Annotated in this window: 4 protein-coding genes; all 4 read right to left on the reverse strand. The window is 68.1% G+C overall.

Annotation, left to right across the window (positions count from 1 at the left end):
• Window positions 1–59: 59 nt before the first annotated feature.
• The 4 genes from H5J33_RS00350 to H5J33_RS00365 are packed head-to-tail and all read right to left on the reverse strand — an operon-like array spanning window position 60 to window position 17,522.
• Entirely contained in the window at window positions 60–2,381 is a 2,322-nt protein-coding gene (locus tag H5J33_RS00350) for a UvrD-helicase domain-containing protein (protein WP_181792689.1), read from the reverse strand.
• A complete protein-coding gene (locus H5J33_RS00355) occupies window positions 2,378–9,106 on the reverse strand; it encodes a DEAD/DEAH box helicase (RefSeq protein ID WP_181792690.1) in 6,729 nt (2,242 codons plus the stop codon). Before H5J33_RS00355 ends, H5J33_RS00350 begins: the two co-directional genes overlap by 4 nt.
• Window positions 9,103–14,592 carry a hypothetical protein gene (locus tag H5J33_RS00360; RefSeq protein ID WP_181792691.1) on the reverse strand — a complete coding sequence of 1,830 codons (5,490 nt, stop codon included), beginning with the start codon at window positions 14,590–14,592 and terminating at the stop codon, window positions 9,103–9,105. The genes H5J33_RS00355 and H5J33_RS00360 overlap by 4 nt, the downstream gene beginning before the upstream one ends.
• Window positions 14,589–17,522 (reverse strand): SNF2-related protein, encoded by a 2,934-nt coding sequence (locus H5J33_RS00365; RefSeq protein ID WP_309485282.1) that lies wholly within the window; start codon window positions 17,520–17,522, stop codon window positions 14,589–14,591. Before H5J33_RS00365 ends, H5J33_RS00360 begins: the two co-directional genes overlap by 4 nt.
• Between the last annotated feature and the right edge of the window lie 131 nt (window positions 17,523–17,653).

Below are 17,653 nucleotides of genomic sequence, written 5' to 3' on the forward strand. Positions count from 1 at the left end.
CGCTTCGCAGGGCGAGGCGGTCGGCCTCCTCAAAAAGGGAGAGGAGGCCGGCCGCTCGGTCAGACGGGCAGGTAGGGGCTGGGTTTGCCGTGCCAGCTGATGGCCAGGGCGTCACGAGCCCGGGTGGTGGCGACGAACAGCAGGGAGCGGGCCTTGCGCTGCTCGCGCTCGTAGCGGGGCGGGTCTTCGGTGCGGTAGCGGTCGATGACATGGGTTCGGGGGATGATGCCGTCGCTGGCGCCGACGATCGCTAGGCGCTGGTACTCCAGGCCCTTGAAGCGGTGCATGGTGCCGACGTGGACCTCCCCGTCTCCCTTGGGGCCCTCCTTGGTGAGCTCGGCACAGGTGATGCCGGCCTTGGTGATCAGGTAGTACATGGTCTGGCTGACCATGTCGCGGTCCGCGACGCACACGGCGATGTGGCCGCTGGGGTCGCGGGGGGAGCCGTGGTCGTCGGTGGACAGTTCCTGCCGCCAGGTGGTCAGAGTTTGCGCGAGGCCGGCGAGTTCGTCGTCCCAGGTGTCGTAGGAGGTGAAGACCGGGGCGGGGCCATGAAGGACCGAGCGGTATCCGGCAAGGTTGTCCGGGCCGTCGTCGAGGTCGTCGTAGGTGACCTTCTGACCTGGGTTGCGGGGCTCGACGACGCGGAGGGCCTCGGCGAGGATTTCCTTGGTGGTGCGGTAGCTGAGGGTCAGGCGTGAGGAGCGGCCCCGGATGTTGATGCCGAGAGCGCCGAGCGCGACTTGGTGGTCGTAGATCCGCTGGTGGGTGTCGCCGGCGATGAAGATGTCGTTGGGCAGGTCCGGGTCGGCCATGGCCCGCAGCATCTTCCAGTGGGCCGGGCTGAGGTCCTGCGCTTCGTCGACGACGATGTGCCGGTAGCGGTAGCCGAGGTAGCGCATGCCGGAGCTGTTGTCGCGGTGGATGAGATCTATGCCGCCGATCTCCTCCTTGTACTCGCGCCGGGCGCGGATCTTCGCAGCGCGTTCGATCTCGAAGCGGGCGGCGCGCTCGGACGCCTGCCCCCAGGTCTCCACACCGAGCTTGTCGAGGCGTGCGGTGAACTGTTCGATCAGCTTCCAGATGTGATTGCGCTCCGGCCGGGTCAGGGAACGGCCGCGGCCGGCGCGGCGGGCCTGGAAGTAGGCGGAGCGCGTGGGGATGGACTGGCCGAGGATGACCTGCTCCCACTCCTCGAGGAGGAACTCCGCCTCCCAGCGGTGATCGTCCAGTTCGGCCAGGAGCTGGCGCATCTCGTTCAGTGCCACATGGTTGTAGACGCGCTGCTTGGCGCGGCCGGGCGCGGTGTTCTCGCCCAGGACGCGGGCGGCGAGCTGGTCGATGTGGGCGATCTCGACGCGGGCGAGGAGCGTGGGGTCGACGAGGGATGCCAGGCGCAGTCGCAGGTCGGTGGTGAGGTTCTTGGTGAACGTGGTCAGCAGGATGGGCTTGTTGTTGCCGGGAGGCAGTTGCTCGGCGAGGTGCTTGACCCGGTGCAGGGCGACGATGGTCTTGCCGGTGCCGGGGCCGCCAGAGACGCGTGCGGGGCCGTTGTAGTGGCGGCGGACGATGCGTTCCTGAGTGGGGTGGAGGAACACTTTCCAGGCCCGGAAGTCGCCTTCGTCGATGGCCGCTTGTACGGCGTCATCGACGGCGGTGACTTTGGTGCGGGTCAGCGCTGTGGCGAAGTCGCCGAGGTCGGGTTCGTGGCCGAGCTCGACGGGACCGGTGATCTCCTTGCGGACTTCGTCGATGGTCATGCCGGCGGCGAGGCCGTAGAGGACGTCCTTGGACAGCAGTGGCGCGCCCTCGACGAGCTGGTCCAGCTCGGCGCTGTCGGTGACGGCGAGGGCCAGCTCGATCAGCTGCTCCGCGACGCCCAGCTTCCGCAGATCGTCAGCGCTGTAGGCGGCGAGCAGCGGCGGGGTCTGCACCGGTGGCGCCGGGGGCTGTGGCGCGGGGGCTGGTGCGGCGCTGGGTGCGGTGTCGTCCGGCTCGGCCGGGGTGAGGGTGATGCCGGCTCGGCGCAGGGCGCTGTCGCCGACGACGGCGAGGTCGACGAACTCGATCTCGCCGGTGATGCGGTTGACCGCGACCTGGAGTTCCTCGTAGACGTCCTTGCGGTGGCGGACGGCGATGACCAGCCAGCTCTCGGTGCCGTCCGGGTCGACTCCGGCCGGGGCGAGCAGGGCCCGGTAGGAGTCGTTGACGCGCGCGGACCAGATACGCGAATCGCCCTTGAGCTTCTTGAGCCTGAGGCCCGGCTGGTTGGGGTTGTTCCGGAAGACGTGGCAGAAGTTGTAGAACTCGGCTTTGACCGAGCGGTCGAGCTTGTACAGCTCCTGTTCGGCCTTCCGGTACAGGCTGAGCCGGGCGGTCATCGGGTGGTGCCTTCCGTGTCGGGGAGCTGTTCGAGCAGAGTGTCGAGGTGGTCGAGCCATTCGGCGGCCGTGCGGACGGTCCAGCCGTCCTCGGCGTAGGCGGCGTCGCGACGCTGGGCCTCGGCGTCGTCGTCACCGTAGTGGTCCAGGACCACGGCGATCTTGAGGCCGGGCATCGGCCAGGCGAAGTCCACCTGCCAGCGGCTCGGGCCGAGCTCGAAGCCGAAGACGGGGGCCTGTTTGCCATGGTTGGCCAGCGTCTCGGCAAGACGCAGGAGATCGGGAGCCTCGTCCGGCTCCTCCCGCAGGATCTCCAGGATGTCCTCATCCCAGGCCGCGTCCCGGATGATCCGACGCAGGGCGGCTTCGGCCGCCGAGTCGGCGCTCGGCTCTGGGGCGGCGGGCCGCGCAGCCGGCTCGACTGCCGGTGCAGTCGCGGCGGTGAGCGAGTCGAGTTCGCCGAGGCCGCCGCAGACGGCGAGGACCTCGACCTCGAAGTCGGCGGCCCGGCTGGCGGCGAGTTGGACGCCGTCGCCGCCGGCGAGGGAAAGGAACTGGGTGATGTTGGTCCAGTACAGCCAGGACCGCCACCGGAGCTTGTGTTCCTCCGTGTCGAGAACGGCCTCGGTGTCGTCGAGGACGGTCAGGGCCGTCCACCGCAGGTTCTCGGGATCGGCCGCGTCCAGGGCGAAGACGATCGGCAGACCGTGTTCGTCGCGGGTGCGGAAGAGGTGGACCGGACCGATGCCCGCCGCGTCGGGCACGGCCGGCTTGGGCCGGTGTTCGCTTGCCCCGAGGGAGGCGAGCTGGTCACGCAGTGCGGTGACGAGTTCGCCACGCTTGCCGGTCGCGGCCACGGCGGTCGTGTCGGGTACGGCGGTCAGACCGGTGACCAGGGCACGGGCGCGGCGGGCCCAGCGCTCGCTGTCCGGGTCGCGCAGGTAGGCGATGAGCGTGTCGATCGGGTTGGTGAAGACGGCTTCGCCGAAGTGGGCCCGGTTCCCGCCGTACTGCTCGTACGCCGCCTTCGCCTGCTCCTGGGCGGTGCCTCGGTACGGCGGCCAGACGGGCTTGGTGCGGGTGGGACGCTGCTCGAACAGATCGATGTCCGCCCAGGTGATCTGGAAGACGATCTTTCCGTCGGCGCGGAGCCTGGTGCGCCGTGCGGCGTCGTCGGCGATGCGGTTGTGCTCCCGGCTGGCGTGGAAACGGAAGCCTTCCAGGTAGACGTCCACGCTCTGCTGGGGGCCGCCGACCCGGGTGAAGGTGAAGTCCGTGCGGGTGCCTTCGCGTTGACGCTGGGCGGTCAGCCGCCAGTGCAGGACATCGCTGCCGTCGGTGAACCGCAGATGCCCACTGGCGTGGCCGTCCTCGTCCAGAGAGGCGTCGCCGGTGACCTTCACCCAGTCCCGCAGCGCGGCCAGGAAACGGGCCTCCAGGTCGGATTCGACCTGGGCGTCCAGCCCGACCAGCCCGGTGTGTTCCACCTGGGTGGTCTGCCAGCCGTCCTCACCCTCGCCGGTGAACAGCAGCGATTCCAGCATGGTCAGCGTGGCCTGCCGCGAGACGACGTCCTGGAACTGTTCGGGGGTGTAGCGGTGCAGGCAGCGGTGGCAGGCCCGGCGCTGTTCTTCCGCGCACGGGCACGCCTTGAGGCTCTCGTACGCCTGGGCGAGGGTGTCGCGGAAGGCGGCCGGGTCGGTGAGCCGGTCGAGGTAGCCGGTGCCTCCGGGCAGGGAGTCGAACAGGACCAGGAACCAGCGGCGCTCCCCGCTGTCGTTGTCCGGCATCGACGCGACCGTGGTGTCCAGGTGCTGCGGGTCGCCACCGAAGTGCAGGTCGACACCGAGCCGCAGGGCGGCGCGGAAGGAGTGCACCTTGGCGTCCACATCCGCGGTCGCAGCAGGGATCAGGATCCGCAGGGCCTCGGTCTGCAACTGGTGGGCCAGCAGCACCGGTTCCTGGGTGACGCTTTCCCTCTTCTTGCCGCGGCGCAGCGGGCACCAGGGCCGGTGGTGCTTGAGCTGGGGGGCGCGGGCCGCGGCGGAGTCCAGGGCATCGGTGTCATGGTCGAAGACCGGACGGCCGTCCGCGCTCGCGGCCCCGCAGGCGGTGCACACATGGAAGGGGTTCAGCCGGACCAGATGGCCGGCGAAGTCATCACGCGCAGGGGCGTCGTAGCGGACCGGGCCGACGTTGATCCGGCGGATCACCGCGCTGCGGCAGTAGTCCACGCCGAAGGTTTCGCGGGCGTGCCTCCACGAAAGGCCCCGCTCGATCTTCTCGACCGGAATATCAACCGCGTCCACGACCGTGTAGGCGCGGCGGTCACGGTCGTCCTTGTCGTCCCGGATCCGGGCGTCCTCGCGCTTGTCGCGCGAGGTGACGGTGGCCGGCTCGACGACCTGGAACAGGCAGGAGCCGTCGTCGGCGATCTGGCTGGTCTTGCAGCGAGGGCACGCAGAGCGGTCCTCGGCGGCGTTCTCGGTACGTACGTAGCCGCAGCCCGGACACACCCGCCAGGTCCGCCACTCCTGACGCCCGCCCGTGGACAGCTCCAGGCCGGTGATCTCATGGCGGTAGCCGTTGACGTAGAAGGTGTTGCCCGGCGCCAGCTCCTGGATCGCCAAGCGACGCGGCCGCTCGTAGGAGAGGGTCTCGGAGGAGTACACCACCTTGCCGGTCTTCGGATCGATGCCGTCCTCGCCGTACAGGGTCGCCGACAGCGTCGTCGCCGAGTCGATCAGCGCGTAGTTCGGCAGCAATCCAAGATCGCACAGCGCGCTCTGCGCCGAGGTGTCGCCCAAGTGCAGCAGCTGCCGGCCCACACCGCGTCGTTCAGCGTCCAGCTCCGCCTTCTGCCGGGCCTGGTCAGGGTCGGAGTCGTGCAACTCGCCGTGGGCCTCGTCGATTTCACGCAGCCGCGCCCGCAGGGCGTCCTCTGCGCGCCGCCACTCGCGTTCGGCCTCCTCCACCGCGCTCCGCAGGCCATGGGTCGCGTACGCCGTCAGGTCTGCCTTGGCCTGGTCGCTGACGCCCGTGGGGAACAGCCGCAGAAACCCCTTGGCCAGCTCCTCGCCCTGCGCGATGGCCACCTCGACCAGATCGGCAAGGTACCCCGACGGCCCGAACAGACGGGGTGCTTTGTGCGGCAGCGCGCGCAGCACGATGCCGTCCGCTCGCACCAGGCGGCCGGCGGCGGCCAGATCGAGCAGGTGCGCCAGGTACTGCCGGCGCAGGATCTCGACGGCGGACAGATAGCAGCCGGGCGGCACGATGGTGCCGGCGATCAGGTCCTTGGGACGCTCCAGGAAGTACAGGTCACGTCGCCGCCGGTCCGGGATGGTCAGCAGGAAGGCATTGCCGGTACGGCGCCCGGCTCGCCCGACCTGCTGTGCGTAGGAGGCCGGGCGGCGCGGCAACGCGGCCAGTACGACGGCTGACAGGTCACCGATGTCGATACCCATCTCCAGCGTCGGCGTACAGGAGAGCACATTGGGGTCCTTGAAGCCCCCGCCGCGCTTGAACGCCTCCTCGACCTTCTCCCGCTGGTGGCGCGTGAGCATGCCGGTGTGCTCCGCTGTGACCACCTGATAGGTGCCCGCCTGGAGATACAGGCGCCGGTAGTAGTCGGTGGCGTAGTCACGGTCGCGGTGGTGTATTCCCAGGCCCTCGGGCCGGTCGCCGGCGACCAGGCGGCCCTTGCGGCACCGGTAGGACGGGCAAGGCTGGTCATGCCACTGATCCAGCAGCGACGGGTGCACGGTCTGCTCCCAGAAGCACACCGGGCACCGCACATACGAGATGCGGACCTGCTCGTCATCCAGCAGCTGCGCCTCGATATTGCCGGGCTTGAGCCCGTACACCCGCACCGAGGTATCATTCGGCGTACGGGCCGACAACAGCCCCATCGAGGCAAGCTCGGGCAGCAGACGGCTCCACAGCTCGGGCACCAGCTCACGGGGCAGCTCCAGACACCGCCCCGCCCACCGCTCGTACCAGGACAGCCGACCGGTCGCGAAGTCGAACTCACTGCCGCTCTTCGGCTGACCGAGAAGGAACACCGGAGCGGCGATCCCCTTCGGGAAGGCCCGCATGCCCGGCGCCCGCTTGCCCCAGATGAAGTACCGGCTGGTGCCGGCTTCGTCGATGTACTTGTCCAGCCACTGGTGGGCGACCGCACCACGGGTACGCAGCCGCTCCAGGAAGATGCGGACGAACGCCAGGTACCGGGCATCGTCCTGCGGCACCAGCGGCAGCCCGTCACGGACGCACTCCTCATGCACCTGCCGGGCCAAGGCGATCACGGCCGCCGGGTCATCGATGCGCACCTGCGCGGCGGCCGTCCGGGTCAGCTCAAGCGTACGGCCGTTGCGGGACCGGAACCCGAACTCCATCAGCGTCTCGAACGCCAGCCGCTGACCGATCAGCCGCCAGGTCTTCAGGTCACCGCCGCGGCCCTGCCCGGACAACAGCCGGTCCACTCCCTTAAACCCGTGCAGGTCCGGGGGCACCACCGCGGACAGGGTGTCCTTGTCCGTCGTGGCCTCGACAACGTTCGCGATCAGGTCGTTCAGCGCGGTCGGCTCAGCGTGCCGCAGATGATCCGCCAGCAGCGCGCGCAGCGAGAAGGTGTACGAACGGTTCGCGACGAACCCGGCCCGGTGCGCGGCATCCTGCACCGAGTCGTTGAACATCAGCGTCTTGTCCTCGCGAAGCTCCTTGTCCAGCTCCCCGCCGGTGAACAGCTGGGTGATCGACGCCGCGGCCATCGCTGCGGCACCGGTACCCAGGTAGCGGATCGCGTTGCGCTCGCCGCAGGCCGGACACCAGTCTTCCTTGGCCGCCGTGTTCGCCGTCTCCCCGAAGTTCACCAGCACGAACGCCGAATCCCGGGCCGTCAGCCGCGGCTCCTTCGTCTCCCGGTCGTAGTCGTTCAGCGGATCGGGCAGCCGCAGCCGCTTGCGGGTGCCGTCCAGCACCATCAGGATGCCGCCCGCCCCCTGCGAGGCGGCCGAGCCTTGCTTGCCGCTGGCCGCAGTGAGCAGCGCCGCGCCGGAACCCTCCCGGGCTTCACGATCAGTCGCGGCGATCAGGTTCCGTACCCGCGCCTTGTCCTGCCCCAGCGAGGCCCGCCGGATCTTGTGCGTATCGAACTGGACATCATGGTCGTCACTCTCGGGCGAGAACACCGCCCAGCCCGACCGCCCGCAGTCACGGCAATAGATCGCCGGCAGGAACAAGTTCGCGCTCTGACCCGAGGTCGCCGTCGTCACCGGAGCGGTACGGCCACCATCGGCCGCACTGGCGTCGGCCATGCCAGCCGCATCCCACCTGAACTGCGCCTTCGGCCACGGCAGCACCCCGCGCAGCAGCCGCGACACCGAACGCGCCCACTGGTGCACCTCCACATGCACAAACGGCCGCGGCGCCGCAGGCGAGGACTCCGGGTCCCGGGCGTACGACAGCAGCGCGACAAACCGTGCCAGCGCCTCCGCCGCCTTCTCCGGCTGCCGGGCCACCGCCTCCGACCAGCCCGCCGCCCCGGCCCGCCACATCACATCCAGCACCTCGGCGCTGGTCTTCACCTCGCCACCCAGCGCCTGCATCACCGCGCGGGTGAACAGATGCCGCTTGAGATTCCCGCCGAGGACAAAGGGATCCAGATCACGGACGTCCGTTACCTTCTGGATCAGATCCAGCAGCGCCTCCTCACCGGAGGCCGGATCGGGCAGCGCCAGCAGCTCGTCCGGCGTCGGCATCGGCTGCATCATCACAGCGCCGAGCGGAAGGAACTCCTCCACCGACAGCCGGTTTTCCCCGACGATCGCCTCCGGCGTGAACTCCGTCCCGAAGACATGCGTGGCCACCTCCAGCAGACGTGCCACACCGTCCTCGTCCGTGCCCGACGCCAGCGTGGCCGAGGTCGCCACGGGACAGATCTTCCCCAGCGGCCGGCCTTCCTCGGACGCGCCCACGGCCGCCGCGAGCCGTCGCAGCAGCATCCCGACGTCCGTGCCCTGCGCGCCGTCGTAGGTGTGGAACTCGTCCACGACGACGTAGCGGATGTCCGACCCCCGCCACAGCGGCGCGTCGTCGGCGCGCTGGAGGAGAAGGTCCAGCATCTTGTAGTTCGTTATCAAGATGTCCGGCGGCGACAGCTGCATGTCCGAGCGCCGCGTCAGCACCTTCTCGTACCGCGTCGCGGCCCGCTCGCCGATGTACAACCCCGCCGACAGCTTCCCCAGTGCGGCATTCTCCGTGAGCAGCTCGTTGATGCGCTGCGCCTGGTCGGTGGCGAGGGCGTTCATCGGGTACAGGAACACCGCCTTGACCCCGCCCCTGCCTGCCTCGCGCTCCCGGCGACAGTGGTCCAGCACGGGGTAGAGGAACGACTCCGTCTTGCCGGAACCGGTACCCGTGGTGACCAGCGTTGGCTGAGGGGTGTGCCCGTGCGCGGAGCTCAGCCGCGCGAAGGCGACTGCCTGGTGTGCGTAGGGCCGGAACCCCTCCCGCTGCCACTCCAGGTGCTTACGCCATGTCTCGTCGGCGACGGTGAACGGCGTCCGGATCCGCAGATACGGGCCCCGGAACATCCCCGACGTCTCATCCCCGAGAAACCGGTGCAGCGCCTCCCGCGCCCCCTCATCGGTGAGCGCGTACGTGGTGGACAGGTACTGCAGCAGGCTCTCCTTGAGCCCCCGCGCCTGAAGCGTCGGCCTCACGGCTTCGGCACCTCCTGCTTCACCGGATCCCACTCACCGCGGGCGACGGCATCGTCGAGTCGCTTCTGGAAATAGGCATGCGCCTCGCGCATCTCTGTTTCCCGGTCCGCCTTATAGAACGGGGCGGTATAACCATCAGGGACAGGCGTTTTGGGCATGGGGTTGTGCTCAGGATCCTGCTGGTACGCGGCGAAGGCCGGATCCTGCCTGTATGCCTCGAACTGCGCCCAGCTTTCCTTCGTCTGCCGCTGACCGATCGTGCGTGCATTGCCCGCAATCTTCCAGCCCTCGGCGTCGAACCAGGTCACGGCCTCGTACTTCTGCAGCACGGGGAACCGACCCCGGTACGCGGCGATGAGCGCATCGGCGTCCATGCCGAGCCACACGGCAACCAGCGCGTCGATCTCCACCAGGGCGGAGCGCCGGGCCCGCTCGCTGCGGAGAGGGGTTTCGGGGCGCCAGTCCGGGGTGACGTCTTGGAGAGGCTGGAGGCCCGGCCAGTTGTACGCCCAGGTCTCTTGGTCAAGCCAAGCGGCGTCGTACAGCTCGGCCCAGAGGTCTGCATACGCGCGGGTAAGGCAGTTGAGACGGAGGGTACGGAGAAGGAGCGCTGGCGCGAGTGGATGGTGAGGCGCAGGCGCTGGAAGGCCGCTTGCCCGGCCGACATCGAGATGGCCTGTGCCTGTTACTCGCAGCAGGTAGTCGATGGGAAGGGCGGCCCACATGCCAGCCTGGAGAACGGTGCTGCGATTGTCCAGAATCCATGCGCTACGAACAACGTTTGTGTGCGCAGCGCCACGCGGGATAAGAGTTGCGTAGAGACTACGCTCGGTGTCCGGCGCAATCATCTCTCGCCAGGCCAGCCGATAGAACGTGGTGTAGCGCCGACGCGCTCGCTGCACCAGCATTGCTTCAACTCGGTCTGGAGTCACCTGCGCCTCGGGTGTGTTCTCTGCTCTGGCAATTTGAAGTCGAGCGCGGGCGACCGCCTTCTCGCTGCAGCGCAGGCGAGTTAGAACTCGGTAGTCCACCCAACGGTCCTGAGCGGCCAGATATGCCTGACCCCTACCCGCGGACCGAACATACTCCGTGTCAGGCACGAAGTCAGGGGAAAGAGTGACGAGGTCGGTGCCATACGGTTCGTTCGTGTTGGCGTCATGACGCTTAAACACCGGGGTAGCGACACTCAGTTGGGTGCCTTTAAGAATGACGTGACGCCAGCGGTCCGGCTGGTACTCCTGGCCTGTGATGGGGTCGGGGCGGTTGTAGTCGATCAGGTTGTCCTTCTTGGCGCCGCTCTCGTCGTATCCCCTTGTGACCTGTGGCGATAGCACAGCCAGCCGCACCGGGTAGTCCGCCAGAGCCGCGATAGCGGACGCTTCCGCCGTGCTGACGGGGAACAGAAGACGGGCCTGCTCCACCGGCTTGTCTGCTTCGTCCAACAGTCGCTGCCAGGTGGACAGCAGATCTGTGTTCACCCGGACAACACGAGCTCGATGCGGACGCTCGTCGTACGCTCCACCGCGATACCGGATACCTGGGCCTTCTCCAGAACCGTCATGCTGAGAAGACAGGCGTAGCGCATCAGTCGAGACCAGCCAAGAAAGGTGGTCGAATTCAATCTCTCTCGGATTTCCGTAGACGTGTACTCCGAAGTGGCTGGACTCGCCGACGGGCTTCTGGAAGAAGCGGTGGCCTGGATTGAAAAAATCCCCGTGGATGCGCAGTCTCCTATATGCCGCCTCCCGGAGTTTGGCCTCCTTTTCGCCGGTGAAGTGCGTGTCTGGGTGCACCATGCCAGCGGTCCCGTCCGTTGAGGTGTGCGCCCACACCTGACACATGAACGCCCGGTACAAATCCGGTTGGGTTCCCGTCAAAAGTGGGTACATCTGTGGCGAGCCAAACACGGCGACTTGGGCCGTCGTGTTTGTAAGTTCGCCAACAATGTACTGGTGAGCGTCGGAAGACCCCAGAACTTTTCGGCGCCGACGGTCCTTTTCGGCGATGGACGCCTTTTCCTCCAGCTCAAACCATGGCTCGTGCTCCGCGAGCACAGCCGATTCGCTCCAGCGGGGGCGCACCCAAGGCGGATTCCCCACCTGGATATCGAATCCGCCGCCTCGTGCGAAGACCAAAGCGAACTCAAGCTCCCAGTGCAGGAAGCCCTGCTCCTTGGCGATGTCCCGTACCTCACGGAGCCACGGGAAGCGGTCCTCCGGGTTGCCGATGTCCATGCCCATGAAGTGCGGAAGCGTCTCCTCGAAGGTTTTGAGCGCATCGAGGCTTGTGAAGCTGTCGATGAGCGTGCCTTCGGGCACGTCGGCCGTGCCCAGCATCGCTTCCAGAAAATCGAGCCAGTCGTCGAGATCCTTGAGCGGTACGATCGTCCGCCGCTCGGATGCCTTGGGCTTCGGTGTCGTGGCCTTCTTCTCTGCTTTCGGCTTCAGCTCCTTGACCTCTACCACCGCATCATCGGTGGTCAATTCGAGGTCTTCGAAACTTGTTTGCTCATGGCCGAGCGAGAACAGAGCGGTCGCCTCGACGAAGCGCGGTACGGGCCTCGGAGCCGGAACCGTCGCTGGCTCTGAGGCAGCCGGAGTCAGCGGCTCCGGCTCCATTCCGCCACCGCTGAGAAGCGCAGCGAGGCTGTCCGTCCCGGCGACGACCGAGTGCGCTGCGTACTCACCGGCTGTTCCGTCCAGCAGCCCGGCTTTGTCGACCGGCCAGAACCACAACGCACACCAGGCGTCCATGATCTTCTTCAAGCGCCAGTACGGAGTGTCCGCAGCGTTGAAGAGGTCTTCGAGGACCTGTTCCTTACGGACGGCCTGGTCGGGACGGTGGAGGAATGCGTACTCGGGCTCAGCCGGGTCGGCACCCCACACGTCGATGCGCCGGGCGATCGCCTGCTCGGAGAGCTCCATCCGCTTGACGACCAGCGACCACAAGAACTCCGCCCGCCGCGCGGCGTCCCGGAGCCGCGTGAACTGCGACACCGGCTCCTTCTTCGATCTGCCGGACTTGCTGCGCTTGGGGCGCTGGAGGATGCCCTTCTTCCAGGCGGCGAGCTGCTCGACGCCCTCCTTGGCGAGTTCCTTGGCGTCCTTGGATCCCGCGACCGCTGCCCATCCCGGGCTCGGCAGCAGGAACTGGTGCACCGCGTCCTCGGGCAGGGTCTGCGGCTCTCCCTCCTTGAGGAACGGCAGCGGCGTCGGGGCCAAGGCCCCCTTGGCCTTGAGCCATTCCTTCCCGGTGACGTCGTCGGCCGCGTAGACGGCCCGGCGGGCGCCGATGAGGGAGTTGCCTCGGCGCAGGTGCAGGCCGAACCACGGGGCCCGCATGCCCGGGTGCATGGTGTTGAGCCAGAGCGAGACCTCGGCCAGTTCGACGCCGGTGGCGTTGAGGTCGACGCCGTAGGCGTTGTGCAGGGCGATGTACGCCTTGACTTTCTGCTTCTCGGTGAGGGCGTCGGCGGTCGGGATGGTGGCGCCCAGTTCGTCCTGCCTGCGGCGCAGGTACTCCTCGGCGACCTGGTTGATCGCCTCGTTGAGGAAGGCACCGGAGCCGAGGGCCGGCTCGCAGATCTTGTACTTCAGCAGCTCGGATGCGCGGGTCCTGACGACGTTGCCGTCGGCGTCGCGCTCCTGGTCGAGGCGGTGCTTGAGGGTGAGCTCGACCGTGACCTGGGTCAGTGACTCCGGGGTGTAGTACGAGGCGGAGGTTTCGCGGTCCCGGCCGGCGAGGCGGTAGACGAAGGAGCCCTTCGGGTACTTCTTGACGCCGCGCAGGCCCTTGCGGGCGTCGTCCTCGGTGTAGTGGACGAGGGTCTTGTCGGGGTACTGGTCCTGCTTGTGCGCGGGGATGAGCCAGGAGCCCTTCTCCGGGTCGCCGCCCTTGGCGACCTCGCACAGCTCTTCCTCGGCGATGATGCCGGTGTAGGACATCAAGCCTTCGTAGACGGCGCCGAGCTGGTTGATGCCGAGGTTGCGGTAGGAGATGAAGCCGCCTCGCTCGCCGCGTTTGCCCTTCTTCATGGTGAGGAGGCGCAGCACCTCGTGCAGGGCGGCGTTGCGCAGGCGCAGGTCGAGCCAGCGCGGGTCGGTGTCCTCGTCGCAGCGGGGGTCGATGACGCCTCGGCCGATGAGGCGGACTGCGGTGGGTTCGAAGAGTTCGCTGCGCAGGGGTTCGAAGCGCAGGCCGCGGTCCTCGCTGCGGCGGGCGGCTTTCGCCTTGCGGGTTTCCTCGTCGTCGCCGGGCTGGTCGTCGGTTTCCTCGGTGCCGTAGGGGCGGTGGCCGAAGTTGACCTTGTTGAAGAGGACGTTCAGGGATTCGTAGAGGTGGAAGCCGTTGCGGGCTGCCTCCTCGATGAGTTCCTCGTCGCGTTCGACGAGCTCGCGCAGGCGGGCCATGGAGTAGCCGGCCTCGTAGCTGCCGTCGTCGGCGGGCAGGATGCCCAGTTCGGGGCGGGCTTCGGCGTAGAGGAGGAAGAGGATCCGGTAGAGGTAGCGCAGGGACTCCCGGGTGAGTTCCCGGGCGAAGGGGATCTTGGGGCTTTCGATGTCGGCCGGGGTGACGTTGTTCTTCGGGTCGGCCATCCGGGCCAGGACTTCGTTGGCGATGATCTCGACCGAGCGCTGGAGGCCGTGGCGCAGTTCGCCGGAGACGCCGGCGGCGTTGGCGCTGGAGGACTTAAGCAGGGCGTCGATGGCCCGGCTCTGGTCGTTCTCGCCGGGCCGGAGCATCTCCAGGCTGAACAGGACGGCGATGGTGGCGAGTTCGCCTTGTTGGGTGCGGTCGTTGCGTTCCAGTGCCGCGTCGATGTTGGCGGCAAGGTAGCGGCCCTCGTTCCAGGACTGGCGGTCGGCCAGGACGAGTACGCCGCCGCACAGCAGCAGGACGAAGCGGGGGTGGGGTCCGCCGGCCTCGCCGAGTTCGCTCTGGAAGAGCCAGGACGCCAGGGCCGTGCTGGTCTCGTAGGTCTCGCTCGCGCTGACCCGCAGGGGGTGTAGCAGCCGCCCCGGGCCGGTGGCGTCGAGGGCGGTGTCATTGTCGGCGGCCCAGCCGCAGTCCAGGGCGATGATGCCGTGGCCGTGGTAGGCCACGGTCAGGGTCTGATCGCGTCCGGCGCGGTGGACGGTGAGCTCGGAGGGCGTGGCCTCGAAGCCGAGGGCGTGCAGGACGGTCTGGTGCCACTCGGTGAGCCGTTTGCGCCACTCGGGGTTGTTGTGGGTGTTCAGCCGGGCGTCGTCTCCGGCGTCGCGCTCGGCCGCCTCGGCGAAGTAGCTCCGGACGTCCTCGGAGAGGTAGGTGCCGCGCAGGGAGCGGAGCAGCTCGCGCGGTGTCTTGCGCGGGTCGTTCTCGTCGCCCTCGCGCCGGGTCCAGCTACTGAACAGGCCCTTTTTGAGGTCGGTTGCGAGCTGTTCGGCGAAGTAGTGCGCGGAGAAGTACTCGCCGCGGTTGCTGAAGGAGTCGAACTCGGTGCTCATCGGTCGGCGTCGCCTCCTTCAGTGGCGGTGAGGGGTTCGAGGACGGCGAGCAGGCGCAGCATCGGCTCGCCCGTGGTCTCCAGGGATTTGATCAGGCTCAGCCGCCTGCTGGCGCTCAGGTTCACGCCGCGCTTGCCGGTCCCGTTGATGGAATGCAGCGCTTCCTGCTGCCAGTGCACGACGCGCTTGCGGTACGGAGCCAAGGTGGCCTCGATCTCCTTGGCATACGCCTCCCGCAATTCCCGCAGATGCCGGTCGGCCCTGTCGATCGCGGCGGGCACCCGAGCGTTCAGCCCAGCGAGGTCACGGGGCGTGGCGCGGCCGGGCATCGTCGGACCGACCCCGTAGTCTTCCAAAACCTCTGGGGTCAGTGGCGTCACCTGAAGGTCCTCGGGGTCGCCGTGGACGGCCATCCACTCCACGATGGTGGGCCGGCCCAGCGCGTTGGAGCAGATTCCCTGAACGAGGAACGTCGGGGTACGCACCGAGGCGGCGAGCACCGGAGCCTGGTGACGGCCGATCTCCACGAGCACCTTGTCCGTCAGCCAGTCCAGGACCGGATGGACATCAGTGACGTAGGAGACGTTCGGCCACTGCGACTTCGAGGACTCCCGGGCCGCCTTGAGGCGCCGGTCCGCCAGGTCCTTGGAGAAGGTGATACGCATCCGCCCCGGCTCGGCCTTGCGCGGCAGGATCCGCTGCTCGTCAAGGTAGGACTTCGGCAGCGCCTTCAGCCGATACAACAGGTCACGCGGGGGTTCGAAGGCGATCGTGCCGTCGTCGTCGCGGCGCAGCGCGAGCTGGTCCTCGGGGTTGGGGCGGCAGATCTGACGCAGTGCCTCGTCGAAGTAGTCGGCGGTGGAGGAGAAGAGACGGGGGACGTTGGCCCGGCGGATCTCGGGGTGCTCCGGCACGGCGCCGACCTGGCCGAGCAGCCCGGCGAGGAACGCGGCGCCGCCCTGCTGGGACTGCTTGATGGACTCCTCGACGGTCCGGCCGGCGATCAGGTCCTGGGTGAGGCGGTTCTCCTCCTCCTTGGCCCGGTATAGACCGGTGACCGCTTCGGCCGACCCCTCGATCTTGTGCGCTTCCTCCTCACGCTTGAGGAGCTTCTCGCCCACCAAGCGGTCATCAAGGGTGCGCGGCTGCCCGGTCGTCTCGTCTGTCCGCCAGGGGATGTCGCTGGTGAGGATCAGGGCGCGGAACTGCGGCTGGTGCGTCTGGCCGTAGCGGTCGATGCGGCCGTTGCGCTGCTCGATCCGGATCAGGGACCACGGAAGATCGAAGTGGATCAGCCGGTGGCACTGCTGGTGGAGGTTGACACCTTCGGAGGCGACGTCGCCGGTGAAGAGGATGCGCACGGGGTCGTCCCGCAGCCCGAACTTCTCGACGATGGCTTGCTGCTCCTCGTCGCTGGTCGACTCGCCGTGCATGACCTGCACCGCGCCGCCGAAGGCCAGCCACGGCTTCTTCTCATCCGGGCTGGCTCCTCCGCGGGGGAAGCCCAGTGCGGCCGGGACGGTCTGCGCGAGCCACTTTAGGGTGGGGATGCGCTCGGAGAAGACCACCACCCGGGTCTCTGAGCCGGGGCCGACCCCCATCTTCCGCAGCTCGGCGACCAGTGCTGCCAGCTTCGCCGAGTCCTCGTCCTGGATCTTCTCGGCCAGGTCTCTGAGCTCCAGCAGGGCCGCCCGCTCTGCCTGCCGGACCGTTTCCCGCGCGGCAGGATCGACCTGGCGTGCCGTCTTCTGCCGGCTTTCTGCCACCTGTGCGGCAGGCGGTTCGTCCAGCGTCGCCAGGCGCGTCTTGACGGTCTCCAGCAAAGCCTTGTGCGAGGACAGGAACGACTTCAGCAACTGGTACGGCACCAGCTGGTGCCGGCTGACCGACGGCTGGTCCGGGTCGGCCGGGATCCAGCGTGTGGCCAGCTCCTGGAAGACGGCGAGTTCCTTCTCACCGGCCGGGACATGGATCGGCTGGGAGGGACCGCGGTCGGCCCAGGCACCCTTCAGCGAGTCACGGACCTCCGCCGAGGTCTTCGTACGCCGGATGTACAGGTGCTCGAGATCCTTCACCTCGTACTTGGACGGATTGGCGATGGCCGCCTCGTCCAGCATCCTGATCAGCTCGGCGAACGAGGCGGCGTCCCCGTTGTGGGGAGTGGCCGACGCCAGGACGAGCGCGTCGGTCTTACGGGCCAGCAGACGGGCCAGAGCGTTGTTCTTGGTGCCCCGGTTGACGAGGTTGTGGGACTCGTCGATGACGACGGCATCCCAGTCGGTGTGCTCCAGGTGGTGCGCGTAGACGTCGCTTTTGAGCGTGTCCACGGAAATGATGGCGCGCTTGAAATACGCGAAAGGATTGCGGCCGGCCGGGATGTCCTGCTGGATGCGCTGGATACCGGTGGAATCCAGGCGCACCAGCGGGATCGCGAACCGGGTCCACAGCTCCCGCTGGAACTGCTCCAGCACATGCTGCGGGGTGACGACCAGGATGCGCTCGCCGCGCCCCCGCCGGATCAGCTCGGCCAGCAGCACGCCGATCTCCAGGGTCTTGCCCAGGCCCACCACGTCCGCGATCAGGATCCGTGGTTGCGGGTTCTTCATCGACAGCGCGAGCTCGGCCGGGCGCAGCTGGTGAACCTGCTGGTCCATGAGGAAGCCGTCGGCCAGGGCGAGGCCGTGCTCGGTCTGCGGCAGGTAGGTCTTGCGCATCACCGCTTCGAGGAACAGACGGCCGCGCCGGTGGTTCGGTGAGTCGTCCGCGACGAGCTGCGTCTGCCGTGGGTCCAGTACCTGGATGTCGTCGAGCCGGCTGTAGAAGACGGCGTCCGTGCCGCGGACGAAGGGCGAGACGCCGGTGACCTCGACCATCCATCCGTCGTGCCGGGTGTCCTTGCAGTTGCGCACCAGCCACAGCTCGTCCCGCACCAGTACCTGGGAACCCGGCGCGTAACCGGACGATGCGCGAGCCGGCCCCGTTGCCGGGGCATCGTCCGGCCTCCAGGCGTCCCACAGGGCATCGTCCTGGCCGCTTGCGGCCCCCGCCTCGACGCTCAACG

The organism is Streptomyces sp. WELS2, assembly GCF_013870595.1.
Taxonomy (GTDB): domain Bacteria; phylum Actinomycetota; class Actinomycetes; order Streptomycetales; family Streptomycetaceae; genus Streptomyces.